The organism is Paenibacillus rigui, assembly GCF_002234615.1.
In the GTDB taxonomy this organism is placed as follows: domain Bacteria; phylum Bacillota; class Bacilli; order Paenibacillales; family NBRC-103111; genus Paenibacillus_S; species Paenibacillus_S rigui.
This window is the reverse complement of sequence record NZ_NMQW01000017.1, coordinates 12,446-39,136: the sequence shown is the minus strand read 5'-3', so window position 1 is coordinate 39,136 and position 26,691 is coordinate 12,446. Positions and strand designations below refer to the sequence as shown.

The following is a 26,691-nucleotide window of genomic DNA, read 5'->3' as shown; positions in this document are numbered from 1 at the left end:
TTACACCACCATAATGCGAACGTGTATTCGTATATATTATATACAGAACATATGTTCGTTATGCAAGTGAATTTTTTGGAAATTGGGATGAAGGAAAATGAGAAGAATGACCTACGCATCTTTTCGGGAGCTCACGCGTATTACATACATCGCGATTTATATCGCATTACACAGGTAGGGGAAAGGAGCATGCGTTTGGCTCGCTTGGAATATCGTTTATATGAAGAGGGCGGCGATCTGCCGCTGCTGTATTACTACGAAGACATAGAGCGCGAAGAAACGGCTTTGCGGTTCGCCTGTGACTACCTGGTCAAGGATGGAAAGGTTTATGAAAAAACGTCCTGCGCGGTAGAAGCCGGCTGTTATGTTATTTATGTCAAACCGGCTGAAGATGAACGGCCGATGCCGTGGGGAAAACCTGCTTTGGAAGGGCATCGCGGGATGTGCATGGAGCTGCGGGAGTATCGGGATACCGGGGACGATTACCGGTTGGTTCATACGTTCCGATTTCTGGATACGCTGGATGCCATGCTTCATCTGCAGGCGAATTATTTGTACGTAGACGGTCAAGAATGGTACCGGTCCTCCGCTGAAATCGATGAGGAACGTGAAACCTTTGTTTATTATGCCGTTATGACTTGATCGTCAAAGCAGCAAGTTTTGCCTACGGCAAAACTCTTAGGAGGAAAGCAAAGTGGAACAGAACAGGTACGGGAAGACGCACAAGCTGGTCACTCTGTTCGTGGCCGCGGCGCTGGTTGCGGGGACCGGGTGTTCGAACACGAGCGCAAATTCAAACTGCGTCGATCAAAATAACGACGGTTATTGCGATAATGGGAGCGGCAGCTCATCCTCGTCATCGTCCCGCAGTTATTTTCGTTCAGGCTCTTCATCAAGTCAAGGGGGAGAGGATGGCTCCTCGGGAATCTCTAAAGGCTCGTCGTCTTCTTCTCATGGGGGGATCGGCAGCAGCTCGGGCTCCAGCTCAAGTTAAAAATCATCAGGAAGCTCGTTACAAGCGATATTCCGAAATTAATTCAGCGTACTCCAGGTACGCTTTTTTTGTTGCTGCGGCTTTGATGTCCGATGTGCGTAAAGCCCGCCAAGCCGCTTAAATACTGATGTTTTCCGGTATCTGAGCTATTTGGAGAGGAAGTTAAATAAAGACGATTGTTTGTTATTCGACATCGAACGTATAATTTGCTTAACGCTAGCGGGAACGATTCTGCAGCGTGCAGCAATGGGCATAGATTGGACCGATCGACAAAATTAATGCGCTTACATGAGAAAGGCTTTCGTCGAAGGGGGCACCCAAACTGAAACCAGAACTGCAGTTTTATCAGGCTGAACATCAAAAAATGTAAACGTTGTCAAGCGAGGTCGAAGCAATTGCAGGATGGTTAACTCGAGCCGTATGGGATACAGCACCCATGCAAAATAATCATTAAAGGAGTTAGTGCCTAATGAAAATGAAAAAGAAAAAATGGATTGCAGCTATGGGGGCTGTCACAATGGCGGCAGGTTTGCTGGCAGGCTGCGGCGGCGGAGAAGCACCGGCCAAAACGGATGCACAAACAGATAATAAAACCGCTGCCAAGGAAGACACGACGCCATTGGAATTATCGGTTGTTATTCCTCAGGTCGGAGACATTCCGGCGAAAGGCAATGTGATCGAGCAGCAGATTGAGAAATATACGAACACGAAGCTAAGTATTCAATGGGTACCAAGCTCGACTTATGATGAAAAAGTTAACGTCATGATCGCGGCGAACGACCTGCCCAAAATTCTTAGAGTCAACTATATCCCTACATCGATCAGCGCTATGCAATCGGGCCAATTTTGGGAATTGGGGCCCTACCTGAAGGATTACAAAAATTTATCGGCACAAAATCCTCAATATTATGAAAACATTAAGGTGGACGGTAAAATTTACGGTATTCCGCAATTCCGTGAAATCGGCCGTAACGCTATCGTGTACCGGAAAGATCTACTCGATAACTTAGGTCTGAAAGTACCTAAAACGATCGATGAGTGGTACAACACTTTAAAAGCGCTAACATTAAATGATCCGGATAAAAATGGAAAAAATGATACTTACGGTATGCTGCTCGATAAAAAGTATAACGATGGCACGGCTTCATCCTTGACACGTTTTGCCGTCGCTCAAGGTGCTCCGAATCGTTGGGGTGTGGACAGCAACGGCAAATTTACGCCGGAATTCGTTACCCCTCCGTTTGTTGAGACTTTAAAATTGTTCAGAAAGCTGTATGCTGAAAAGCTGATCAATCAGGATTTCCCTGCTTTGGACGCAACGGAATTGGAGAAGCAGTTTGAATCCGGCCGTGCCGGGCTGAAAATTAACAGCGTAGCTACGAACGCTACGGGCTTGCAAGACCGTATCGTGAAAAACGTACCGACAGCGGTTATCGATGTTACGCCTTGGGAAGGACCGCAAGGATTGAGAGTAGCGGGTGGAACAGGGAACAACGGTATCCTCGTTATTCCGAAATCGTCTGTAAAAACGGAAGCCGAGCTGAGACGAATTTTGACCTTCATGGATAAATTGTTCGATCCGCCGATGTCCGTATTGCAAAAACGCGGTATTGAAGGGACACACTACAAGAAAGTTGACGGCGGCATGGTCGAGTGGGTTGATTTTACGGCGTTTAACCGTGAGGTGAAGCCTTACCGCGACAATTTCCTGAACTTTGAAACCTATAACGTTCCTGTGGTAAAAGATACACCGCTCGGCATGAAGGCGACCAAAATGGAGCCGGACGGACTGAAATACTCTGTGGCTAACCCTGCTTTGAATCTAACGTCCAAAACGTACTCCGAGCGCGGAAGAGATCTGGAGCTCATGATCACAGATGCGGAAACGAAATATATCGTAGGCAAGCTTGATGATGCGGGCTGGCAGGCAGCGGTTGACGCTTGGCGTAAAGCAGGCGGCGATAACCTGATCAAGGAATATGAAGAGTCTTACGCTAAAAACAAGAAATAATGAAAAAAAGGGAACAGGCTGCCTTCGGGCGGCCTGTTTCTAGTTGGTAGATAAGAAAGTAGAAGGTTCACAACTTTCGTCTACCTTGACAAACGGGTACCATCATACACAGATGGCGGAGCCGTTTATCCTTGTATGGGAATATTGCCCAACGGCTTTAATGCGGTTATACTAACCCTATACCACACAAAGGATTGAAGAGATTTGACCTATCGACAGAACAGGACTTCCATTTATGACCGGCTTCAATCGGATGGAGTGTTTACTTGGGATCATATCGACGGAGAAGAGTACGCCCTGGCCTCGGTCATCCCGTTGTCCGACGAGCTGCACAGGCAGCTGCATGAGGCGGCGCTAGGGCTGTCACGTCTATTTAAGAAGACGTTGAAAATTGTTCAGCAGAACGATCAGCTGCTGCTTCAGCTGGGCATACCCGAGGCAGCGCTGGAGACGGTGAAGCTGTCTATGAAGTCGGAAGCCCCGACCGTGGTGGGGCGGTTTGATTTTGCCAACACGCCGGAGGGGTTGAAGATGCTGGAGCTGAACAGCGATTCGCCTACATCGGTGGTAGAGGCGTACTACGTAAACGGCGTGGTATGTGATCATTACGGATATACGAATCCGAACCGGGACTGCGGCGGCCATATTGAAGAAGCATTTTCATCGGTGTTCAGGGAATATCAGGAGCAGGGGTACGCCTGCGAGTCTATTTTTTTCACTGCGCTCGGCTGGCATGAAGAGGATGCGGGCACGACCCGGTATTTGCTGCAGCAGTCGAAGCTTCCGGGACGGTTTATCGATCTGTCCTCGCTGCGCGTATACGAGGATAGGCTCTGTGCGCTGGAAGGAGAGGAGCACGTTCCTGTAGATATGCTGTACCGGCTGCATGCGCTGGAGAAGCTGGCTATGGAAACCGATACTGACGGATATCCGACGGGGGCGCATGCTTTGGATCTAGTGGCCCGGCGGAAGACGGCTATCATCAACCCTCCGGAGGCCTTTATCGTCCAAAGCAAAGCTTTCCAGGCGCTTGTATGGGGGCTGCATGAGGCGGGTGAGTTTTATACAGCCGAAGAGCATGCGTTGATCCAAACCTACATGCTGCCGACGTATCTGGAGAACAAATTTATAGGCAGAGCGTCCTATGTCACCAAGCCCATTTATGGACGGGAGGGCGGCGGCGTGACGATTTTTGATCAAGAAGGGGATTGTGCCGCAAAGGACGAAGGCGAGTACTATTGGGAGCAGCCGATGGTGTACCAGCAGTTCGCCGAGATGGAACGGATTTGCGTGGAGACGCTCAAGGGCGAGACGGAAGGGTACTTATTGTGGGGTACGTTCATCATGGGAGGGCAGCCATCCGCTGTTGTGGCCCGTTTGGGCAACCGGATTACGGACAACAATGCTTATTTCCTGCCCATACGATGTGAGAAAGACTAAAGAGGGGGAACACGAGTGGCACAGCTTGACGCAATTGTTAATTTTTTAATTTATTTGGGGATTACGGTCCCGCTGCTGGGTCTGGGCATTTTATTTTTTACATGGACGACGCCTTACAGTGAATTCAAAATGATCCGGGATGGGTCCGAAGTGACGGATCCGGTCAAAGTAGGGGCAGCCCGGGCGGCCGCTTATGATTTGGGTGGGAAAATATTAGGCCAGACCGCGGTGCTCGCTTCAGCCGTCTACCATTCGGTAGGCTTGTTAGATCTCGTGGTATGGGGCTTGCTCGGTATTGCTTTTCAAATTATTGTATTTTATTTATTCGAGCTGCTTACGCCGTTTAAGGTACTGGCTGAAATTCCGAAAGGGAACGTTTCCGTCGGACAGTTCTCCTTCTGTCTTAGTCTGGCATCGGGGCTGCTCATGGCCTCTTTAATCAGCTATTAATATGGAGCTCGACGATCTGTACACATCCTATAAGCCGCTGCTTCAATCCATCGCCTACCGGATGCTAGGGTCGATTACGGATGCGGAGGATATGGTTCAAGATATCTTCGTAACCATGCAGCACGTACCTGTCGAAGATGTGCGTCATATCAAGGCCTATCTGGTCAAAATGATCACTAACCGCTGCCTGAATACGCTCAAATCAGCCAAAAGGAAGCGAGAAGTGTATGTAGGCCCGTGGCTGCCTGAGCCTGTTATTCAAGAGCTGATCCCCTCAGGGTCCCCGGAGGAGCAGGTAGTGCGCGAGGAGACGGTTTCCTTTGCCATGCTTGTTATGCTGCAGCAGCTTTCGCCTATGGAGCGGGTCGTTTTTTTGCTGCGCGAGGTGCTCGCCTACGATTACGGGGAAATTGCGGAAATGCTCGACAAGTCGGAGGCGAATTGCCGGAAAATTTACAGCCGCGCCAAGCCTAAGATAGAGCGGCTGCACGGAGAGGAACATGTCTCCACTGAGGCTTCTTCTTCGGATCGGTTCGTATCCGCATTTGTTCAAGCGTCCAGGTCAGGCAACTTCGAGCCCTTCGTGCAGCTCCTGGTTGAGCATGCAACTCTTGTGAGCGATGGAGGAGGAAAAGTTCGTGCGGCGATTTATCCGATACAAGGCAGACTGCGTATCCAGGCATTTTTGGAGGGGATTTACGGAAAAGGTACGTTTGCAGCCGAGCTTCGGCCGGTACGGATCAATGGAGATGCAGGACTGCTTGTAATCCGTGAAGGGATCCTCCATATGGCCATTTGTTTTGGTGGAGCCAGCACATCCTCCGGGATGGCGGAGCAGGTTTACTTCATCCTGAATCCCGATAAACTGCAGCATATTCGATAAGTTTCATTCCATTTCTCCTATGTTGTCACAAAACAGTGTGGCCGGTTGTCTAAGATATCGAAAGACAGACAACATACCAAGGGAGAGATTCAGATGGAACCAAGAATGAATGCACAAAAAGCGAATCCGGAGGCTTATCAGACGATGCTGAAGCTGGAGCAATTTATGGCTTCTACCGGTATCGATAAGAAATTGTATGAGTTAATCAAAATTCGCGCTTCACAAATCAACGGATGCGCCTTTTGTCTCGATATGCATACCCGGGATACGCGTAAATTGGGAGAATCGGAGCAGCGGATTTACTTGCTGAACGCTTGGCGTGAAGCTCCATTTTACACGGAGAAGGAGCGGGCTGTGCTGGCCTTGACGGAGGCGGTAACCCTCATTTCCGAGGCGGGTGTGCCGCAGGAGGTTTACGACAACGTTCGTGCGCATGTGGACGAGAAGGAATTCATGGCTTTGATCATGGCGATCAATACGATTAACTGCTGGAACCGGATTGCCATTTCGACCTCCATGGTACCCGGACAAATATAATGCAATAAGAACTTGGCACCCTAGCCTGATTGTTCAGGAGAGGGTGCTTTTTTTGCTATCCCTTTGTCTGAGCAGATGAAGATTGGGCGAATTATCGTTATACGGCACAAAATAGATGTTATTTTATTTAACATTAACATGACACGATACTATAGTAAGGGAGAACCAATAGACAGGAGGGAGCAAGACGAATGTGGAGAGAAACTAGAAAAAGAAGGAAAGCCGCTTACGGATTGACCATTGCTCTGCTGCTCTGTTTTATCGTAGGATGTTCTCCCGGGGCTCCTCAGGCTGCATCTAAGGAAACGCCTAAGGAAGCCGCATCTGGAACCAAAGGGGAAAGCGTCCCCGCGTCGACCGTTAAGCCTCCGGTGCCTGTGAAGCTTATTACCGCCTGGTTTGCCAAAGGAAATGACGGCGGCTTGTTCGCCGCGCTTCAACAGAACTATTACAAAGACAATGGCATTGACATCACACTTCAGTCGGGCGGTCCAGGCATTTCCGCGCTGCAGATTGTTTCATCGGGAAAGGCTGATTTCGGCATCAGCTATGCGGATGACATTTTGAAGGCGAGAGAACAAGGGATACCGGTCGTCGGCTTGATGACGACGTTTCAGGTCGATCCGCGCGTGCTCATTTTCCATAAAGGAAACAACATCTCGAAATTTGAAGACATCAACGGGAAAAAACTGTTCGTCAGCTCAGGCGTTATGTACTGGGAATATGTGCGAAATAAATACCATTTGGATAAAGTAAATCAGATCAATTATACGGGTCAGCTTGCGAATTTTATTTCCGACAAAGACTCGCTCAATCAGGGCTATATCTCGAACGAGCCCTTCGTGCTGAAGAAGCAGGGAGTGGATGTATCTTATCTGAAAATTGCCGATTCCGGCTATGCCAATTACGCTAACATCTTGTTCACAACGGAAAAATATATTGCCGAGCATCCGGACGTCGTGGAAGCGGTAGTGAAAGCCAGTCAAAAGGGCTGGAATTACTACAACGACAATTATGAGACGGTGAATCCCCTCATCCATCAATACAATCCGGATTTGCCGGTGGAAAATTTGAATAACGAAGCGAAGACGCAAAAAGAATTGATCGTCTCCGGAGACGCAGCGACACATGGAGTGGGGTACATGACGCAGGAGCGTTGGACTACGCTGCAGGGCCAGCTGCTAGAGCTTGGGATATTGAAGGAAAAGCAGGACGTCACCAAGATGTTTACGACCAAGTTTTTGCAAACGAAATGATATCCACTCACAGAAAAAAGCCGCTTAGCTGCGGCTTTTTTTCTAATTTCGCAATGAGGCTTTCTAATTCACTCACTCTGTTACTTTTTGACGGGGTTCACCTTGCTGTACGTCAGCAGCTCGGATATGGTGACAAACCGATAGCCTCTTTTCTTCAGCTCGGGCAAAATCCGTTTCAATGCTTCTACCGTTTGGGTAGGCCCTTCAATATAATCATGGAACAGCACGATATCTCCATTTTTGGTATGATTCAATACCCGATCCGTGATTTTGCCGACCCCTGGCGTTCGCCAATCCTTCGTATCCTGATGCCAAGACCACATCACGACCTTGTAACCTTCCTCTTTGGCAACGGAAATCAACCGTTCATTAAAAATACCGCCGGGCGGGCGAAACAGATGACATTTTTGTCCCGTAATGCTGTAAACGAGCTCTTCTGTTTGGTCAATTTCTTTTTTGATATTCATTTTTCGGCTCAGGTAGGCATGGCTGTATGTATGATTGGCTAATTCGTGCCCTTCCGCCACTTCTCTTTTCAACAGCTCTGGAAAGCGCTCCACCTTATTGCCCACAACAAAGAAGGTTGCTTTGGCATCGTACTGCTTCAGTAGATCCAGAATCAGAGCGGTATGCTCCGGGTGTGGACCATCATCGAAGGTAAGGGCAATAATTTTTTCTTCCGTGGGCACTTCCCAAACGACTTCTCCCCGGGATTCGTAATAATTACGGTCCTTTTTCGGGGCGGCCGCGCTGCTTGTCGGCAGTAATAATAAAGCAAGGACAGACACGGTAATGGTTATACCGGACCAACAATATCTCATCTGCTTCTCCTCCAGGCTGTAATAAGCGCAATACAACTAAAATTTCCTTTTGGAGATAAAACTATGCATGTCTTTCCGGCTGCATCGGTGCAGAAGTAAAAACCTTCCTGATATAATGATTCAATCTGGATTTGATCTCCAGCTTGGCCATGTCTTTACTTATTGTGAATTGACCGCGCCGACCGTCGAACAGATAGGGGTAGTGAATATATATCCCCTCTTTTTTCTGGTGGGTATCGATAACGGATATGTTAAGTTCCTTAAGCTGGAGGCGGACACGCTCCAGATCTTTGCGCATTTCATGAATTAAAACAGATGCGGTCGCCGCATAAAGTGCTTTTAAGGTGTATTCGGAACAGGCTATCTCCATGCGGTTTTTGTTAACTATAGATATGACAATGGGCAGCAAGATGTAGTCCCGAATGACATTTAGTTCTTCTTCCATGTTCATGACACTCACCTCAATGATCATTATATAGGAACTAGTGTTCGTATTTCAATGATATTTATACAATAAAACAGAAAAAAAGAGAAGGATAGGCTCCTTCTCCAAAGTGTTGAGGCTTATTTTATTTTAAAAGGGCGAAAAGAATTAGGATGACGACGATGAGAGTGACCACACTCAAAATAATTTTTAAATAATTACCGGAAGTATGTTCGGTTGATGAGGCCGTAACTTCCGTCGTATTGTTTTTCATAGGTACATGACAATACTTGCACAATAACCAATCATCCTCTACCTTCTCGTTGCAATTAGAACAGATTTTGAATGCCATTTCTTTCACTCCAATCTAATGAGATGTTGTAAGTGAATCATAGCAATACTTAACATTATGTTGCTTGAACTGTATTATTAATGCTCAAATTGGAACAAAGTACAAGCTAAGAATGCGGAAACGAGTATAGTTCACCTGCCAAAGAGAAAGAGTAGGCACCAACCGGGTACATCCAGCGTATCCTGAATTAAAAATGAAGGAAGGCTACATCATGCGTCAGCTGGATTCTATTCAAGCTCAACAAAAATATCTGGAGCATTCATCCTTATCCGATCATTTCGAACGACTTAAAACCGTTTATGCGAGCAACGCCCAATTGTATTACAAATACGCGGAGCTTCAATATTTTCATAAATCCCGTGCCTTTTATTACCGTAATTTCTTTATGGCGCCCGTCACGCAAGCCTCTATGATGACAGGGATCTAGGTGTTTATATTCATGAAATAAGCGGATTGAACAAAAAAGCGCTGTCCAGGTGCTTTTTTTGTTTTGCCCAAAAAATCGGCTGCACTTTTTTTTGTAATTATTGCGGGCATGTACGGCACAAAATATGGTAATATATACACAACTAACGGGAATGGAATTTAGCATTCATAAGGAGAGAGGAATAATGGGTACAGGCATTTTAGCCATTTTTATGGTTCTTGCGGCTTCGCTACATTTTATTAGTGCGAGCGATAACAGCTCAGCAGTACAGAACCAAAGGACGGTTGAACAGAGGGTCGAGCTAAATGAAAGTGGGAGTACACAGCAACCGGCGAGTAGGAAGCAATATGCAAGCCCTCCGGAGATGAGTATTGATGCGAGTAAGTCCTATCGGGCACTGGTGAAAACGAATAAAGGGCAGTTTACGATAGAACTATACGCAAATACAGCGCCTGTCACGGTAAACAATTTCGTCTTTCTTGCAAAAGAAGGATTTTATAACGATATCATATTCCACAGAATTATAAAGACATTTATGATCCAAACCGGGGACCCTACAGGAACAGGGAGAGGGGGCCCGGGATATGCATTTAAGGATGAGCTAAGCTCAGAGCATACCTATGAGCCAGGTATTGTAGCGATGGCCAATGCGGGGCCTAATACCAACGGCAGCCAGTTTTTTATTTGCACAGGGGAAGACAGCAAGCATTTGAACCAAATGCCGAACTATACGATCTTCGGAAAAGTAATTGACGGTATGGATACCGTTGTGCGTATTGCTGATACGAAAGTGGAAAAGGACAAAAAAACCGGCGAAGCCAGCTCTCCAGCGGAAAAGGTGATCATCGAGTCGATATCGATAGCTGAGGGGGAATAGGCCGCCACAGAAGGAAGTCAAACCGAATAGCATGCCGATCGAAAATAGGCTCGCGTAATGGTTCATCCGGCACGGGGCCTTTTTAAACTATTATTTTTCTACGAGCGCATACCCTTGACTTTTACCGCTTTTCAAACGATAGGAAGTACAGGAAGTACTTGCGATGCCGAATAAAACCTCAAGCAGACATAACCTTACCTCAGCTTACGAATCCTATTAGGCAGGTTGTGACAAAATGGTATTCGTTGCATTCATAAATCGGAGGCGATTGTTCATGGCAGATGAAAAGCGTAATTTAATCGAAGATATGCTCATGTTACGGGTTAAATGGCAGGCGGATAGCGAGTATCCTCCTAAGATACAGGCTGCGTGGTTGGAAGCGGTAGAAAGAGCTATTGCAGCGGAGGAGAATCAGAGATTATTGATAACGGCTATGGAGCAAATAATGGAGATTTCCGTAAAGGGTGCCAGGGATAGTGAGAAAATTCTTGAAATTGCGGAGCAGGCGGTCCGTAGGGTCAAATATATTTCTTCAAAATAAGCCCTCATTTAAGAGGGCTTAGGCATTAAAAAAATCTAGACAATAAACTGGATTTAAGTCGGAAATAAACAAGAAGAATAATGATGAGGTAAATAATTATTTCTCTCCATATAACTTTTGGATGATGAGAGACTCGGGCTCCAACATCTCGATCCCAAGTGGTTATTCCCAAATCATGTTTAAGATTTTGATAACCATTCAAATTTGTTAAGAATGCCGCAATAGGAATACCCGCACCTTGCCCTCGCCACCAAACGAGAATACTTCGACGAAATGCTGCCTTAAAATTTAGTTTTGCCCCATCTTCTGTGCGTATCTTTATACCCAAGGCCCATTTCCCCGGAGTAGTACCTAAGAGACCAATCATGAAAGCTTCATATGGAATTAGTAGAACTAGCAGTATGAGTCCTAGAATGAAATTGCTAATCGTTTGTAATGGATCATCTCTCCCTAAAAAGCTCAATGCAGCTCCGGCTATAGTCCCTAGAATTAATAAGTCAAGGTATCTTGCCCAATAGCGCACCCAAGGACGAACGAATGGCTTAATTTCTTCGTTATCTGTACTAGACATTGCTTCCCCCTATTATTTTCACTAGTATAATCCATTTTATTACAAGAGCAGCAATTTTGGATATACATTTTTGGATGGTTATCTCTCCTCGATGGGCCAAAGAGAGTTCAGTCAGAAGAAAGTACAGTCTAACCCGAAAAGAAGATAAGTTTAAGATCGTAAATTAGTTTTGCACTGGACTGGGCTCGTCTACTCAAATCAGAATACAGTAAATCGCACAAGTAATTGCTTGAAATGTAATAGTATGGTAAAATTCCTTGGGCATATCATACTAGATATATTAGGAGCTGAGACCCATGAGAAAAGGGATACTTTCTATTCTAGCAATTGCATCAATGCTGGCTGCTTCATCAGTAGTTACAGCACATCCTGGAAATACGGATGCAAATGGAGGTCACTACTGTAGAACGAATTGTGCTAAGTGGGGATTACAACAAGGCGAATACCATTATCACAATGGGGGTAAGGCAAGCTCATCATCATCCTCGTCCTCGCCATCACAAGCAACACCTACTTACACGGCACCAAAAGAAGAGATACCGGCTGGCCACATAAAAGTGCAATTGCCATCCTTCAATGTAGTTGTAAATGGGCAGCAAGTAACGAATTCAACATCAAAATACCTGGTAATTGAATATAACGAAATTACTTACTTTCCAATGACGTGGAATTACACTCAAGCGTTAGCTCTTGATACAAATTGGAACAGCGATACTGGATTTGTTGTTAGAAAAACCGACAATAAAGCTGCTAAATTAAATATAGATTATGGTACGCCTGCGTCTAAGCTATATGCAAAACAGCCTGACTTTAACGTATTTGTCAATGACAGTTGGGTTGATAACTCGAATGAAGAGTATCCTGTTTTAGTTTTGAACGATGTTACATACTTTCCGATGACATGGAAATACGCTGTTGAGGAATTCGGCCTTACGATCAAATTTGAAAACAATACATTTTATATTTCAAAATAAATCATGCGGAGACGGCCTCTATCGGGTCGTCTCTCCTTTTATGTAAAAAAGGGCACATGGCTGTGCCCAGGTCCGAAATGTTATTGTCGAATAGCTAAAATATCACGAGGAGGGATTCCCGTACGTTGGATCTGCTGGATCTGAGAATTTGTAAGGTTGCGTCCTACTAAAATTAAAGAAGAAGTTAGATTATTGAAACTACCTAAATTAGATACGGTTTGGCTTCCACGAAATACGCGAATGGACCCCTGGAACTTAATTCGTGAAAACAATACCAGTGTCACAGAATCAGTGGTTGAAGCATTTCTTAGACGGAGACTGGAAAGCAAGTTATCAAAACGAAATGCTCCCAAATCTCGAATTGCTACACCCCCATGTCTAAAAAGAATCCGTCGATTTGTAAAATTATTGCCGGAGAAAAGCTGGAGCCTTACATCTTTGTTTGCCAATCCTATCATCCCTTTCTATTGGAATAATATATTCTATGATAGATTCAGGGAAATGTCTGGACTGGACACGTACAAAGGACGAAACTACCGTTCAGGTATGTAAAACATGATGAAACTAAAAACGTTGAAATAAGAGGTTTATTGGACTTTGAAAGTCAGGCAAATATACTTCAAGAAATTAACTTAGCTATAACAAATGCGATTCCTGCCGCTACCCCTCCCACCAAGGTTGTTTGCCAAGCACTTTTACTTGGCTTAGATCCGGTGAATTTTCCCTTCACATAACCAAAGATAAAAAGTGCGATTAATGTAACAATAACGGAAAGGATCAGCGCTGAATCGGCATTTCGAATAAATATGTAGGGAGATAAGGGAATAATGCCTCCTACAATATAAGACAAGCCTATCGTTAGAGAACTATTCCGAGCCCTTTTGGGTACTGGTTCCTCAAGCCCTAGTTCGTATTTCATCATGAAATTCACCCATCGGTCGGGATCTTTACTAATGGACTCTACGGCAGAAGTAACGGTTTCCTCGGGCAGGTGCCACTCCCGCAAAATGTCTGCAACCTCTTCCTTCTCCCGGTCGGGCAGCTCAATCACTTCCCGCCGCTCACGTTCCAATTCGGATAAATAATGTTCTTGATCCGTGCGCGCGGCTAAATATCCGCCTAGCCCCATGGCAATAGAGCCTGCTGCAATTTCGGCCATTCCGGCAACGACGACTAAGCTTGTGTTTGACAGGGTTCCCGATAATCCGGCAGCAAGGGCGAAAGGGACAGTCAATCCATCCGCCATTCCGATCACGATATCCCGGATAAGATCCGGAGCCAGGAAATGTTTTTCCTCATGTTTCGCAGGATGTTCTTGTTGCATTGGACTCCCACCTTTTGGCTGATTTGGATAGAGGTTCGGGCGATAATGAAAATCTTTGTCGATCCCCTTAAAATGACACATGCTGCTGTCTTATTGAGACAGCAGCATGTGATTCTTAATATGAAATATGTTATTCGAAATTATACCATATATTAAGCTTGTATATCCAGATTTGCTCCTATGCCCGTGCTCTGCGCAACAGCTTTCTTCTGCTGCTCGTTAGCTTTCTCAGAAGCACTTTCATTCGCTTCCTCCGATGCAGATCCTTCAACCTTAGAGATTTGTTGAACTTTTTGTAATTGTTCTCTGGCTTGTACATTCGATATTTGCATTGTCTCACCTCTCTCGGTTCAGGTTTGTTAGCAGTATCTGGTTGTCATTTGTACTCTAGCATTTATAAATGAAAATTCACTGAAAATGTGATGTGAATTTAAATCCTTTTGAGCAATGAGCAGAAAGACGACTCCTCATTCAGGGGGCCCTCCACATGCCCATCAGTTTGGGGGATAGTTTATCTTAGCTTGTGCAATCGTGATGTTTTCTTTGGGTTGAGCAATGCTGCGACAATAATTCCAGTACGGCTTCATTTGGCATCTCCTTTTGGTTCAGGCTGACGACAAATTGGCACCCTGTGTAATCAGCAGAGCACTTGAATTTCAATTGCTGAACTTAGAGGAACACGAGTGGGAAATTATTTTCGGGGAGCGGTTGTTTTTAGCAGCACCTGCGGGTGAAAGGGATATAGAATGTTCATAAGGGATTCTTCTGCATGGACTAAGGCCAGTTAATCTTTACGAATAAAAAGGTATATAATCAGGCCAATAATTGGGAAGAACAACATTCCAAAGAGTACAATAAGTGCATATTCTTGACTCTTACCTCTTCTTAATGAATCACGGTAAGCCCATATGCTTAACACAATATTAAGTACAGTAAGCAAGAGCCATATGCTAATTAAAGCAACATTAACAAAGACAAAGCCACCACCGGAAGACATGACATCACCTCATTTTACGAATCTTATTATGTATAACGCCAAAAATTGGAAATAGTTGCAATATTGAAGCGAGGGTGATTGCTCAAGGCAGATGAAAAATGGAAACTTAGTGGAAGATATGTTGTTTGTTACGGGTTAGGTGGAGGGCTGACAGAAAGTGAGTATCCTCAAAAAATACAAGCAGCATGGTTGGAGGCTGTTGAACGAGCTGTTCTGACTGAAGAAAATGAGCCTATGCTGATAGCAACGCTGGAACGAACTGTGCCATTGCAAGGGACCCTCCTACATTTGAAGGGAGAACTAAAAGTTATTTCTTTGTGAACCTACAGATTGCAAATAAAATACTACTCAGAATGAGAATGAACATGATCTTTTCAATTATATTGGACCAATGAAATGTTGTAGCCTTTTTATTAAAACCAAGAAACATTATGATAACAAGTACAATTGGTCCGTAAAGGAAAAGTCTTTTCATGCGGCTCCTTTTTCACTTTCAAATTGTTTTGTGTGGTTATTTAAACCTCTTCAGGCTCATCCATAAACCATGAAATGTAAGAGCACTGATGACAAACCAGAATTGTGGCATTACGGTTCGCCCAGTCTAAACCTAAGAAGGTAGCCCCTCTTGAATTTAGTTGCCGGTAATCTTTATCAAAAGTATTGTTTCTGCAGCAAGGGCAAAGAATCTTAGTGTTTCCCACGTGATATTCCATATAAACACACCTTTCAATTTTTTAAGTGTAATACGTTAGTCTCTTTCGTTCGCTTCTTCCCCCTCAAGAAATTGCCACATCCCATCTTCCTCGTCATGAGATACAAATAAAACAGGCCGTTCCTTTGTCATAATAATCTGGGTTGTTATTACGGCTACATTTTCGGGATCCTCAAATGGCCAAGTTGGTACCATATACGACATCCTCCACTGTAAATTCCCTTTAACGAGGCTAGCGGACCACAGTGTGTCTGCAGCCTTGTTGTGTTATTTATTGAGCTAAAGTGCCCTGTTAGTCATAATAACGAAAGAAACGGAACCAAGAACTCATCTGTTCCGTTTTCAACAGTAATTTTGCTGTTGAGCGAATAGGGGCTTAATTGGCTATTAAGTTATAGTTCTCCGTCGTAATTGATCTAAGTATATCATAGATAAACCACTTTCACTTTCCTATAAGCAAGCATTTTTAGCAACAAGAAAACAAATTCAGCATGTTCCTCTAATCCTGCTTCAAATGATTTATGAAAGTTTCTCCACTCTATTATAAAGGGGGGAATTAACCCGAAACCTCCACTTAAATAATCCTTAAAGCTTTGTAGGTTAGCTCCATAATAACCAAAAGGACCATTAACTGCTTCGCCGATAGCAATGAAAAATGACTCAATATGCTGAATAAACTCCCCATCAATTGTAACAACTTGATTTTTTCTAATTGTATGAATCTTGCGATCTTTTAAACGAATAACCTGTAACCAGCCTTGTTTTTCTTCAAGTGTACTGGTTTTCCATTGCCCAAGTTCATTAGGGTTATCACGTAGTTTTTTCCAAATTTCGTAAGCAAAAGGCAATGGACTTTCTAGGAATTTTCCTACTATTTCGATTGGTGTATCTTGTGAAATCTCCAATCGGTTTATTTTCAATACTTTATTTGGACAGAAATAATAACCTCCCAATCTCGTTCCATCCCTACTTAAAAAATCGAGATGGAGGTTTAAAAGCTTAATTGTTGGTATCTTAATAAATGCTTCTGATACTGTAAATCCATATAAAATCAGTTTTGAAGAAGCATCATAGTCTGGGTTAGGTAACTCATTTTGTAGTCCCCCAACTTCTTTACAGAAGCCCAAAATTTTATTGCTTTCATCGTCAATAATCGAAAATTTGTTACCCATGGAATCCCACCTTTAACTAGGTTACGGAGTATACATTTCCATTAACGAAAAAAATGGAACCAAGTGATAGTAGGTCCCGTTACTCTGCAGCACTATGAACAGTTTTATTTATTCAAATTCATAAAGAAATTCTGCATAATGTCCAAGTCCATCCAATATTGCATATTCAACTTTGTCTGGAAAAACATCTATTCCCCTATCCATAAAAGTTTTAATGCACATCTCAACCCACTGCAACAATTCATCAGGAAGACGATATACAACAAGCTCCTCATTTGATTTAACATAATTATTGGCTTTCCGCCAATAATTCCAGCTGAATGAACTTCATAAATAGCCCCTGTATCCTCTATTTTATGTGTTTGAGGAACAGTTATGAGAGGAAATGCATTTGCGCCCTCAGCTAAAACAATACCGAAATTATTGATTATAAAATCTTCATTTTTAGAAGTTGTCATCAGGCAAACCGTGATTAGGCATTTAAACGTTTATGATTTTGATGTGCAATAGAAAGCATCGCTATATAGAATGGTTGTAAATTGAACTTTTTTCCGAATTCAAATTTGTAGGAAGACACCTGCACATTTGTTGCTTTATAAACAGGTGACGTTATGTAGTGGATAGTTAACTCGCTATCATCAAAACCAGTTCCTGCAGTCTCCATAGTTACCTCATAGATAGAATCCAAATGAATTGAGGCAATTCTTGTCTTTTTACCTGTGACACCTTGATGGTCAATAAAGATCAGACGCTCATCAGTAACAATAAAAGAATCCCGAACAAGTTTAAACCCCATTGTGATTTTCTCTTGGGGCATGAGATAACCTCCGTATTGACTTGTCAGTTCTTGAACAGAAACTTCAGAATAATTACCAAACAAACCACCCAATATATTAGCCAATTAAACTCCTCCTAATTGTATAACAATATTTTTTAGTTTTTACAATTCAATAAAAATCATGGAAATCCTTCCTGAACCGTTCTCTGAGTTAGGAATAAGCCGCGAAAAAAAATTATTGTAGGATCGGCACACTTCTTACTTAGCTATTCTCTAAGGATTTCTTGAAGTATGTGCGGATCCACCACCAATTGCTTTGCAAAATCTTCTAAAACAAATAATTCTTCAACACAGCTTATTACACCATTCGTATAAAACGTGGAGTGATGAAGTCCTAATACATATCCAATAATTGTAGATCTCATCGATCTGATGCATGGTTTGTATTGGCACTCACGATGCTCCTTCTCGGGCGGTATACGCTGATTCTGTTAATGCTCTACCTGACGCTTGATCGTGATCGTTGCATTGTCACGCTCGACCATACGTGCATCAGGTGATCATTTAAGACAAGATTTTTTTGAGCCAGTCGACCTAATTTCTAATTATTCAATGAGGTGGCGAGAGATGCCAAGTATACGTGAACTGGAGATTAAGACTGGTCGTAGTCGAAGAGGTGTATTAGAAGTACTGAAGACATTAAATAAAGAAGGTTATATTTGAATGGTCTGAAAGTTCGCCTGAAAAAATCATCCTGATTGAGGCGTGGGAGAGAGGACCTGGCTATCAATTCAAATCTTCTACGTTTAACTCAAAAAATTCACCATACACTAATTAGATTAATCTTTGCTTTCTTAAAGTCTCAATGTTTAGGAATGAGAGCTCAAAAGAAAACAGACCTTTTTTTTGGGGAAAGGTCTGTTTTTAATGTTAGCTATTGATTTAAATTGAAGCAATTAGTTCAATTTGGTAACCAATCGGTAACCAAGTCGATGAAAACACCTCTGTTATATAAGTTTTTTTGAAGCTGTTATATATCGTAAACCTTTATGTATCAAGGGTTCACCGAAAACTGTTCCATAAAATAATTTCGGGGCCCCTTGCGGAGCCCCTCATGGGAGAGGAGGTTTCTGATTTCTGACCGCTGCTGTTATATAGCGAAAAACCTTGATTTATAAGGCTTTTTTGAAAAGGAGTACCAATCCATTCTAATCAAATTGGGGACGGTTTGAGCAATTTCGTCCTCAATTCGTCCCCAATCCGTCCCCAACAAAGTTCCCCAAAATCACGCATTTTTCTTTGTCTTTTGAAACAAAGTATCTAATTTTTGAGCTGCTGCAACATCCGCTGATTGAATGACATGACCATAAGTATCCATTGTTGTTGAGATTTTAGAATGACCAAGCCGGTTAGAGATGATCTTAGCATGCACACCCTGATTGATAAGCAGGGTAGCAGAGGTATGGCGTAGGTCGTGGAAGCGAATGTATTTAAGCTGCGGATGACGGTCAAACAATTCGCGCCACCATTTTGTTGGCCGATTCTGAGCGAGAGGTTTGCCATCCCAGGAGCAGAAAACAAAATTATGCTCCCCGCCTTGCCATCTGTCATTAATTTTCAAGCGCTCTTTTCGCATGTGTTGCTGAAGTTCCTTTAGTTCTTCAACAATAGAATGGGGGAGGGCTATTTTTCGAACGGAGCTCGCTGTCTTCGGTGCCTTAATGAGGGGCTTTCCGTTTATATACATAGGAATAGATTGCTTCACTTCAATAATGCCATTTTCAAAATCAATATGCTTCCATTCAAGGCCGATCAGCTCGCCGCGGCGCATGCCCGTAGTTAAAGCCAATGCGATAAGGGTCCTAAGTCGTATATTTTCATTCTGAAGGGCTTCAAAAAGTTCTTTGACCTCTGCCTCGCTATAAACATTAAGCTCACTCGAGAGAGCCTCTTTTGGCTTTTTCACCCCATTCATTGGATTCTCTTTTATGACTTTCCATTCTTCTGCTTTAGAAAAAATGCTGCGTAAAACACGATAGTTGTAAACTATGGTTGCGGATCCTAAAGCGCCATCTCTCCCATCCATTCGATTACCTGCGCCCGCAAGCTTATCGAGATAGTCTATGATGTGTAGCGTCTTTATTTTATCCATCCTTAAATGTCCGAAGTGTGGGTTAATTCGCTTTCTTACATGGAGCAGGTAATTGTCGATCGTTTTACCCTCCAGGTGCTTTTCAACAAACTTTGTTTTCCACTCCTCCACGAAGTTGGAAAAAAGCATTTTGTCGGGGGCGATGTACTCGCCTGCTTCAACCTCCATTTTAAACTTAGCAAGTTCTAGATCGAGATAATCTTGAAGTTTTCGTGTGGTCTTTAAAAGCTTTTCATCGTCTATTCGTATGGTCTTTGACTTCTTAAGTCGTTTGCCCATTGAATCATAGCCGGATTCAATAATAAGTCTGAACGAATTAGTTCCACGTTTTTCAATGCTCGGCATTATGCTCACATCCTTAAAAGGGAATATATGTTCGTTGTTGGGGTATAAGAAAAGCTAATCGCAATGGAGCGATTAGCATCAGGAACAACTTAATTATAATACACGGTAACCTATTTTTCTAACACAAAAGCACAGTTTGCCCTAAAAAAATACTCATCACCAATTTTTACTGCCGTATCAGTTATTTTTTCAATTAGGCCGGCGCCAATACGCTCTTTACCAATGAAGACAGCAACCGGTGTTTGATTTAAAGCTGCAGTATGAAGCTCGATAGAGGAGGTAAGGGGCTTGTATGCTTTATTCATAAATTCACCTCGACGAACATTATACTACATTGGAATAATTGTGTAATTATGAAAACTATATCCGATAGAATTTTCTAACATCCATCTGCAGTAATTCCTCTAAATCGGCAATTTGGATTATAAATTGCTCTACCTCATCCAATTGTAATTTGTGAAGTTCTTCATGATTCCGAATGCGCCGTAAGATATGGGCTAAGTCTATGCCAAAAGAACCCGGGAAGTCCGGGTTAACAGTGAGGTCATCTAACTGAATTGTGAGGCCTACAGTATCCTCGTTTATCTCCTCCAGATAGATCCTCTGAAAGGGAGATTCAATGGGAATGTAGACCTTTTGACGGTTCCATTCTATACCTCTACGGCCAAAGGAAATGAACATCCAGATGGGAGCTAAGACGTCATCATGGTAGTCATAATATACAGAAATCTTGGCCATCTAGAGCGCTCCTTTTCTGGCCTTAATATGGCTTAGTTTGTCAATAACAGCCCTAGCTATCTGAGACTGCTCATAACGGACTTTGACCGGCATTCTACTCATCAGGAATTGATGATCCATACGAGCTTGATTAATTCTCCTTTGGATTTGTTCAATCCTTTTCTCGATAAAACGGACTGACAACTTGAACTCTTCGGAGAGCACCTTTATATAAGTCGGGAAATTCTTTATCTCTTTGAATTCCTCGAGCATATAGGCCGGCATGGCTGCGTACAGCTGAAAGTGGGCAGCCTGGATCTCTTGTAGTTCTTGAAAAGCCCGCGGCATAGAGTTTTGATTGCCAACATGCTTAATGGGGTGGCAAAGTTCGTGAAAGAAGTGTTCACGTTTTTGCTCTTCAGTTAAGTAGCCGTGAAGGAGAATAAGGGAGTAGTCCTCATCCCAAATGGCTTTAGATTCTCCTTTGGTTGTTTTTACGGTGATGTTGAAGATAGAGGCAATGTGATCAATGTCCAAATCGGAAGCATAATGGATCCCATTTTCTTGGTACTTCTTGCTGATCCAGGTTTCAAGATCTGTTGGTTTGTAGTAGTGTAGTTCCATTGCAACCTCCTGTGAAAGCATCAAATAGGAACATATGTTCCATTTTAATGTAAAAGAAAAGCCCTTTGAGAGGGCATAATATATTTTAGCAGAGATTTAATTATATGGAAACTATTTGTTAGTAATTATTGCACTACATATTAATCTAAACTAGTAAATACAAAATCATTATCCTGGCTTATTGAATTTATCTTCCAAGTATTTTTTTCTTTGACAAAGTCAAATCTATACTTTCTATTTTCCTTTCTCCAATACTCAATTACATATACACTGAATAAGTTGTCCTTATTTTTAATTGGTATTGAAAGTTCAGACGCAATGAAATCCACAACATTTTTATTTCTAAATGTTGGATCAACTTCCCATGATTTTTTTAAAATATCTGGAGAAATGAGTTGGTAATTATTCTCATAGTAATTCAAGGAAAGTAAACCCACAAAGCCAGTTGCATTTCTAGATAACCTATAACTATAAAAATTTTCTACAGTTTGAGCTACTTCTTTATCAATTAAATCAAGATCAAGATTGGAATCATATTTTTTTATTTTTATTTTCTTTTTCTCACTCCAAGTTTCAATAGATTGTATTTTTGAAGTGGGTATAGTTATAGCATTACCACCATTGTATCCTATAAAGAAATCTTTAGAAAAATCAAGAGCTAAATATTCATTGACAATTCCGTCAGCAGTTGTAATTCTGGATACTTTGGTGACGCCGTCCCCATTATTATATGTCATTATGTTTAATATCTGCGAGTTTAAACCATATAAGTAAAGACTAATAGCTATTGTCGTACCGAAAATACAAATAAAAAGGATTTGGGTAATATTATATTTGATTTTTCTGGAATCAATAAAATTTATTGTATGGAAGTTATTATCCTTAAAACGTGAGAAAACATCCCTAACAACATCTTTGTCCTCCAAACTATACATCTCTTTTGAATAATGGTTTGTAATACTGCTATATAAATCTGTTCTTTGCTTTTCATTAATCAATTTATAGTAAGCATTTATTGAAAATAGCATGTATATTGAAAAATAAATAATATAGGAAATATCAATTTGAATCGTAGCGTTAAAAACCTTGTACGAAAGGATAAAAAGCAATGTATTAATTAGAAATGAATAGGGCATAGCCAATATCATGAACATAACAATTGATGAATAACTACTGCCAAAATGTATTTTTTCTTTTTTTAATTGATTTTTTTTGTTTTTATGAGAATCAACAATTTGAGTATCTTTAATTTTTGATACCTTAATACTGTTTGATTTTCCAAGATAAAATGATATTTCTATTCCTTTTGTAAACCTTTTGTGTTCGATAGTTTCGTTTTCTGTAGGATTATCTATTTTAGTTTTTTTTATTTTTCTGAAAATATTCTCTATATCCACGCTCTTGTAAGCCCATTTGAATGAGTATGCGAAAAGAAAAGAAATAACTAGTATTACCAAACAAAAGATGCCATTTAATATATACTTCTCTTGAGATACAGGTGAAGTTTGTGAGGCGGAAATACTAAAAGCTTCAAAAACATACAAACTAAAGTTTCCTTGGACGTATAAGAATCCGCTTAGGTAAATAATTAACGGGAATAAAAGATAGTATTCCTTTATTACTGTAAATATCCTTGATAACTGATTTCCTTCTTTGTTTGATTCTTTAGACATATAAAAAATCCATCCTTTTTCGGTATTATTGAGGTAAAGTGGTTATATATACCCGGGTATAATACCATATTATAGTAGATTTCGGAATTTTTCATATACTTTTTTGGCGAATTTTGCTATTTTTATTCATAGGACTCATAAAAAAATTATGGAAGGCAAAAAATTATGACTAACTGGTACGGACTAACCCCTGGAGATACAATCTATAACGATCAATTACGTGCAATATTCCAGTGCTCTCCACAAGGTGGAATGAGGAGATCTCTTAAGAAAAATGCTCTTGTATTAATCTCAAATCACGTTGAATCAACCTATGATGACCGTTGGATTAATGATGTACTTCACTATACCGGTATGGGAATGAAGGATGATCAGAGCCTTGAGTTTATGCAAAATAAAACACTCAATGAATCCAAAACTAATGGGGTTGATTTATTTCTTTTTGAAGTCTATAAGGAAAAACAATATACATATCGAGGTAGAGTGGAATTAGCTCAAACCCCTTATCAAGAAGAGCAATTAGATGAAAATAAAAATGTGAGAAAAGTATGGATATTCCCGTTAAGATTAATTGGTGAGGATCGATATTACCATCCAGCCGAGATAGTTGTCCAAGAAGCAAAGGCTGTTCACGAAAGAAAGGCAAAGCGCATGTCAATGGACGATCTTAAGCAGAGGGCAAAACACGCCCGGAAGACCTCTTCAAGAAGAGAGGGAACGGTAACAACATACGACCGTGATCCGTACGTTACTGAATATGCCAAGCGCCGCGCTAACGGGAAATGCCAATTATGCGAGCAGCCGGCACCTTTTAAAAATAAGAAAAACGAGCCGTACCTGGAAACGCATCACGTACAATGGCTCGCTCGAGGTGGAGAAGATAGCATCGAAAATACGGTTGCACTCTGCCCTAACTGCCATAAGAAGATGCATGTTTTGGACTTACCAACTGACGTTGCGAAGCTCACAAGTAAGGCAAGGGAGGAAATACTTCATGAAGCAGGTTGATGTGGTTGGTGCTGTAATTGTAAATGAAAATGATGAAATCTTATGTGCGCTTAGGTCTCAGGAAATGTCTTTACCAGGCCTTTGGGAGTTTCCAGGGGGGAAAATCGAACAAGGAGAAGAGGCTAAGGTAGCCCTTGTTAGGGAGATTAAAGAAGAGCTGCTCTGTGAAATTAAGGTGGGTGAATTAATCGCTGACGTTGTTCATGAGTATCCGAACATTAAAGTCCGGTTAATTACTTATTTCGCTAAAATAACTTCGGGAAAGCCTGTAGCCACTGAACATGAGAAACTAGAATGGATTTCTCGTACCGAGCTAGCGACACTGAAATGGGCGCCAGCAGATATTCCAACAGTAGAACAAATTCAGACCTAAGGTGATTACATTGTTAAGCAAATTTTTTACTAGAATTTATTTTGCCTTATCTGGTTTTAAGAACAATGTAAAGAGTCTGAGCAAATCAGACTTATTAGATGATGATGGTTATGTTGTATTAAAGACCAATATCAACGATATAGAGGAAGTATTTAATAGAATCAGTTACCTTTTTGAAGGTGGATTTGATAAAGATGAAATTCAGCATTTAATCGGTATGATCGGAAGGCTGGCCCTAATGGAGTCGGTTAAAGCTAATTACAATGTTTACTACAATCAAGAATTAATGGGCTTATTAATTATAGTACATATGGATGAACTTTTAAGCCCTAGTGTGTACTTTTTGAGTGAGGAAAAGCTGACACGTAAGATTCAATTAACAATAGAAACACTGACCGACCCTGAGAGCTTGTTTTTTCAATGATGTGATAATACTTAAATTAAATTTTTAGAGGTGGATAATGGCTAATACCAATGTATATACGCACGCAGAAACGATCTCTATCCCATCTAGTCACGGGCCTAATGTAAATTACCTTGTTACTTACGGGTTTGTTGATTGGAAGAAGGATGGGAATCTAAGGCCTGCAGTTTATGTTTTAATGGAATACAACGGGCGTATATCATATCAAACGCCGGCTCATATAACTACTGATAAAAATGCAGATGGAAGCACTGATTTCGAGAAGGTCATGGATGCAATAAATCAATTGAAAATTAAACATAAGTTGTAATCATGAAAGTTATTATTTTTGCACTGGTCGTTTGTTTAATTGTTCTTACAGGGAGTATTAAGGACCATAAAACAGAAGACATGGTCTTTCAAGCAAGCATAGCATTGGCACTCTGTTTGCTTTTACTGTTCGGGAGAAGAGATAAACAGAGCACAGATGATTTCATTACCTGGCTAAAAAGAAATGCCGTTCAATTATTAGATAATAAAACACTACAATACAACAATGTCGATATTTCCCTTGAGACTGTACTTGTACAGTACCATTTTTGTTTTTCATTCGGTTTTTTCTCAAATCGATATCCGTCTCGATACTGGATTACTGAGTATCATCTTACCCCGTTAATAAGTTTGTTCTATAGTGCCATTACTGTGGTATTTGGTTGGTGGAGCCTACCGACAGGTCCATTCAGGGCTATATATACAATATATAAAAATGCGACTGGTGGAGAAAAAATTAGAATTAGACAACTAATACCAAAAGTTTATTACATAGCCCCTAGTGTCAAAGTAAAAGACACTAAATCAATCGAACTTTAGAGGTCACCATGAACTTTCTTGATAAATGGTTAAGTATCATTCGTAACTGCAGCTACGATAATACCTATAAAATGGCTTGGGCCAAAGCAATTACTGAAATTGCAATCGAATCCGATTTCTCTGAAGAACAGTCTACAATTCATTTCAGGGAAATTGCGAAGAAGGTAATCAAGTATTACTGGGAGCAGACGATCTTCTTTAACCTCCAGCAGAGCCCTAATCCATTGAAGCCACCAGCGATTGTTTCTACGGTCAAAGGGCTAATTAAGGATTACCAGGAGAAAACAGGTAGCCTGCAACCGGTGAAATACCTTAAGTCGAACCTGGAAACTATCTGCCAGAACCAGTACGAAAGAGCCGTAAAACGGACTGTCGCAGATTTAAAGAAAGATGTAAGCCATCGGTTCATTAAGCTTTCTGGAGCCGCTATAGAGGGAGTATATGAGTATGAGCTCGGCTCGGATTATCTCACAATTCCTTCAGCCAACTTAAAGCAGCTCAAGGATAACAGCATTGTAGTTTTTGAGTTGATCAATTACCGATGGGCACAGATGTTAGAAGGTTTTAATCATTCCCCGAAGATATGTAAAAAGGTAAGGATTATTGAGGAAGATGAGATCCCACGTAAACCATTAGGTAAGTTTAGTAAATACTTGGACGTAGAGAATGGAAATCACATTTGTTTCATTTGCAATAAAGTGATTGATTCTAATGAAACACCTTCAATCGATCATGTGGTTCCCTGGTCGTATTTGTACTCCGATGATCTGTGGAACCTTGTATATGCTCATCGCAGCTGTAACAGTAGCAAATCGAATGTCATTCCTTCTGAGAGTGTAATTATAGATCTGGAAGCAAGGAACCTGAGGCTGCTTAATGGGATACGAGCATCCGGACTGAAAGAGGATAAGCATATATCTGAACTTGAATTTGCAATTCAAAATAATCTGGTACGGAAATTCTGGATTTCATGCCAGGGATAGGT

Annotated in this window: 33 protein-coding genes; 18 read left to right on the top strand and 15 right to left on the bottom strand. The window is 41.7% G+C overall.

The window, feature by feature from the left end:
• The first annotated feature begins 189 nt into the window (after positions 1-189).
• From CF651_RS11415 to CF651_RS11380, 8 genes are all read left to right on the top strand, one after another.
• Complete coding sequence (locus tag CF651_RS11415) at positions 190-642, top strand: hypothetical protein (protein WP_342746572.1); 453 nt, start codon at positions 190-192, stop codon at positions 640-642.
• A gap of 52 nt (positions 643-694) precedes the next feature.
• On the top strand, positions 695-994 hold the full coding sequence (locus CF651_RS11410) for a hypothetical protein (RefSeq protein ID WP_094014988.1): 300 nt from the start codon (positions 695-697) through the stop codon (positions 992-994).
• Positions 995-1,463: 469 nt separating this feature from the next.
• Positions 1,464-3,005: an extracellular solute-binding protein gene (locus tag CF651_RS11405; RefSeq protein WP_094014987.1), complete on the top strand. Its 1,542-nt coding sequence runs from the start codon at positions 1,464-1,466 to the stop codon at positions 3,003-3,005.
• 204 nt (positions 3,006-3,209) lie between these two features.
• Positions 3,210-4,445, top strand: coding sequence for a glutathionylspermidine synthase family protein (locus CF651_RS11400; protein WP_094014986.1), 1,236 nt, complete (start codon positions 3,210-3,212; stop codon positions 4,443-4,445).
• Positions 4,446-4,460: 15 nt separating this feature from the next.
• A complete protein-coding gene (locus CF651_RS11395; protein ID WP_094014985.1) occupies positions 4,461-4,895 on the top strand; it encodes a DUF350 domain-containing protein in 435 nt (144 codons plus the stop codon).
• Position 4,896: 1 nt separating this feature from the next.
• A complete protein-coding gene (locus tag CF651_RS11390; RefSeq protein ID WP_094014984.1) occupies positions 4,897-5,778 on the top strand; it encodes an RNA polymerase sigma-70 factor in 882 nt (293 codons plus the stop codon).
• 93 nt (positions 5,779-5,871) lie between these two features.
• Complete coding sequence (locus CF651_RS11385) at positions 5,872-6,315, top strand: carboxymuconolactone decarboxylase family protein (protein ID WP_094014983.1); 444 nt, start codon at positions 5,872-5,874, stop codon at positions 6,313-6,315.
• Between the two features lie 191 nt (positions 6,316-6,506).
• A complete protein-coding gene (locus tag CF651_RS11380; RefSeq protein ID WP_094014982.1) occupies positions 6,507-7,571 on the top strand; it encodes an ABC transporter substrate-binding protein in 1,065 nt (354 codons plus the stop codon).
• 80 nt (positions 7,572-7,651) lie between these two features.
• On the opposite strand, the gene CF651_RS11375 is transcribed toward CF651_RS11380, so the two are convergent.
• Both CF651_RS11375 and CF651_RS11370 read right to left on the bottom strand, forming a co-directional pair.
• Positions 7,652-8,392, bottom strand: a complete 741-nt coding sequence (locus CF651_RS11375) for a polysaccharide deacetylase family protein (RefSeq protein ID WP_094014981.1) — start codon at positions 8,390-8,392, stop codon at positions 7,652-7,654.
• A gap of 61 nt (positions 8,393-8,453) precedes the next feature.
• Positions 8,454-8,843 (bottom strand): YhjD family protein, encoded by a 390-nt coding sequence (locus CF651_RS11370; protein WP_094014980.1) that lies wholly within the window; start codon positions 8,841-8,843, stop codon positions 8,454-8,456.
• A 536-nt stretch (positions 8,844-9,379) separates the two neighbouring features.
• Here CF651_RS11370 and CF651_RS11360 point away from each other — a divergent pair.
• The 3 genes from CF651_RS11360 to CF651_RS11350 all read left to right on the top strand — a co-directional run bounded on the left by CF651_RS11360 (position 9,380) and on the right by CF651_RS11350 (position 11,013).
• Positions 9,380-9,595 (top strand): hypothetical protein, encoded by a 216-nt coding sequence (locus CF651_RS11360; RefSeq protein WP_094014978.1) that lies wholly within the window; start codon positions 9,380-9,382, stop codon positions 9,593-9,595.
• A 184-nt stretch (positions 9,596-9,779) separates the two neighbouring features.
• The gene (locus CF651_RS11355; RefSeq protein ID WP_094014977.1) at positions 9,780-10,472 is read left to right on the top strand and encodes a peptidylprolyl isomerase; all 693 of its coding nucleotides are present in this window, start codon (positions 9,780-9,782) and stop codon (positions 10,470-10,472) included.
• Between the two features lie 274 nt (positions 10,473-10,746).
• Positions 10,747-11,013, top strand: coding sequence for a hypothetical protein (locus tag CF651_RS11350; RefSeq protein ID WP_094014976.1), 267 nt, complete (start codon positions 10,747-10,749; stop codon positions 11,011-11,013).
• 25 nt (positions 11,014-11,038) lie between these two features.
• Here the strand turns inward: CF651_RS11350 and CF651_RS11345 are convergent, their stop codons facing one another.
• Positions 11,039-11,584, bottom strand: coding sequence for an RDD family protein (locus tag CF651_RS11345; RefSeq protein ID WP_094014975.1), 546 nt, complete (start codon positions 11,582-11,584; stop codon positions 11,039-11,041).
• A gap of 296 nt (positions 11,585-11,880) precedes the next feature.
• Here CF651_RS11345 and CF651_RS11340 point away from each other — a divergent pair, with 296 nt between their 5' ends.
• Positions 11,881-12,558: a YHYH domain-containing protein gene (locus CF651_RS11340; RefSeq protein WP_094014974.1), complete on the top strand. Its 678-nt coding sequence runs from the start codon at positions 11,881-11,883 to the stop codon at positions 12,556-12,558.
• Between the two features lie 80 nt (positions 12,559-12,638).
• On the opposite strand, the gene CF651_RS32645 is transcribed toward CF651_RS11340, so the two are convergent.
• From CF651_RS32645 to CF651_RS11280, 12 genes are all read right to left on the bottom strand, one after another.
• Positions 12,639-13,016, bottom strand: coding sequence for a hypothetical protein (locus CF651_RS32645; RefSeq protein WP_425436250.1), 378 nt, complete (start codon positions 13,014-13,016; stop codon positions 12,639-12,641).
• Positions 13,017-13,177: 161 nt separating this feature from the next.
• A complete protein-coding gene (locus CF651_RS11330) occupies positions 13,178-13,882 on the bottom strand; it encodes a VIT1/CCC1 transporter family protein (protein ID WP_094014972.1) in 705 nt (234 codons plus the stop codon).
• A 152-nt stretch (positions 13,883-14,034) separates the two neighbouring features.
• Entirely contained in the window at positions 14,035-14,214 is a 180-nt protein-coding gene (locus CF651_RS11325; protein WP_094014971.1) for a hypothetical protein, read from the bottom strand.
• A gap of 452 nt (positions 14,215-14,666) precedes the next feature.
• Entirely contained in the window at positions 14,667-14,879 is a 213-nt protein-coding gene (locus CF651_RS11320) for a PLDc N-terminal domain-containing protein (RefSeq protein ID WP_094014970.1), read from the bottom strand.
• A 748-nt stretch (positions 14,880-15,627) separates the two neighbouring features.
• Positions 15,628-15,786 (bottom strand): hypothetical protein, encoded by a 159-nt coding sequence (locus CF651_RS32250; RefSeq protein WP_179232776.1) that lies wholly within the window; start codon positions 15,784-15,786, stop codon positions 15,628-15,630.
• Between the two features lie 230 nt (positions 15,787-16,016).
• Complete coding sequence (locus CF651_RS11310; RefSeq protein ID WP_094014968.1) at positions 16,017-16,763, bottom strand: barstar family protein; 747 nt, start codon at positions 16,761-16,763, stop codon at positions 16,017-16,019.
• A 472-nt stretch (positions 16,764-17,235) separates the two neighbouring features.
• Positions 17,236-17,664 (bottom strand): PH domain-containing protein, encoded by a 429-nt coding sequence (locus CF651_RS11305; RefSeq protein ID WP_094014967.1) that lies wholly within the window; start codon positions 17,662-17,664, stop codon positions 17,236-17,238.
• Positions 17,665-18,826: 1,162 nt separating this feature from the next.
• Complete coding sequence (locus CF651_RS11300; protein WP_094014966.1) at positions 18,827-20,038, bottom strand: tyrosine-type recombinase/integrase; 1,212 nt, start codon at positions 20,036-20,038, stop codon at positions 18,827-18,829.
• 110 nt (positions 20,039-20,148) lie between these two features.
• Positions 20,149-20,343 (bottom strand): hypothetical protein, encoded by a 195-nt coding sequence (locus CF651_RS11295; protein ID WP_094014965.1) that lies wholly within the window; start codon positions 20,341-20,343, stop codon positions 20,149-20,151.
• A 55-nt stretch (positions 20,344-20,398) separates the two neighbouring features.
• Positions 20,399-20,776, bottom strand: a complete 378-nt coding sequence (locus CF651_RS11290) for an intermediate filament family protein (RefSeq protein WP_094014964.1) — start codon at positions 20,774-20,776, stop codon at positions 20,399-20,401.
• Positions 20,777-21,379 carry an ImmA/IrrE family metallo-endopeptidase gene (locus CF651_RS11285; RefSeq protein WP_179232775.1) on the bottom strand — a complete coding sequence of 201 codons (603 nt, stop codon included), beginning with the start codon at positions 21,377-21,379 and terminating at the stop codon, positions 20,777-20,779.
• Between the two features lie 140 nt (positions 21,380-21,519).
• Entirely contained in the window at positions 21,520-23,052 is a 1,533-nt protein-coding gene (locus CF651_RS11280; RefSeq protein WP_094014962.1) for a hypothetical protein, read from the bottom strand.
• A 165-nt stretch (positions 23,053-23,217) separates the two neighbouring features.
• On the opposite strand from CF651_RS11280, the gene CF651_RS11275 reads away from it, so the two are divergent.
• From CF651_RS11275 to CF651_RS11250, 6 genes are read left to right on the top strand one after another with little or no spacing between them, the layout of a single operon-like run.
• Positions 23,218-24,060: an HNH endonuclease gene (locus tag CF651_RS11275; RefSeq protein ID WP_094014961.1), complete on the top strand. Its 843-nt coding sequence runs from the start codon at positions 23,218-23,220 to the stop codon at positions 24,058-24,060.
• Positions 24,047-24,433, top strand: coding sequence for a (deoxy)nucleoside triphosphate pyrophosphohydrolase (locus CF651_RS11270; RefSeq protein WP_094014960.1), 387 nt, complete (start codon positions 24,047-24,049; stop codon positions 24,431-24,433). The genes CF651_RS11275 and CF651_RS11270 overlap by 14 nt, the downstream gene beginning before the upstream one ends.
• Positions 24,434-24,443: 10 nt before the next feature.
• A complete protein-coding gene (locus tag CF651_RS11265) occupies positions 24,444-24,857 on the top strand; it encodes a hypothetical protein (protein ID WP_094014959.1) in 414 nt (137 codons plus the stop codon).
• 37 nt (positions 24,858-24,894) lie between these two features.
• On the top strand, positions 24,895-25,167 hold the full coding sequence (locus CF651_RS11260; protein WP_094014958.1) for a hypothetical protein: 273 nt from the start codon (positions 24,895-24,897) through the stop codon (positions 25,165-25,167).
• Positions 25,168-25,169: 2 nt separating this feature from the next.
• Positions 25,170-25,706 carry a hypothetical protein gene (locus tag CF651_RS11255; protein ID WP_094014957.1) on the top strand — a complete coding sequence of 179 codons (537 nt, stop codon included), beginning with the start codon at positions 25,170-25,172 and terminating at the stop codon, positions 25,704-25,706.
• A gap of 8 nt (positions 25,707-25,714) precedes the next feature.
• Complete coding sequence (locus CF651_RS11250; protein WP_094014956.1) at positions 25,715-26,689, top strand: HNH endonuclease domain-containing protein; 975 nt, start codon at positions 25,715-25,717, stop codon at positions 26,687-26,689.
• The last annotated feature ends 2 nt before the right edge of the window (positions 26,690-26,691 follow it).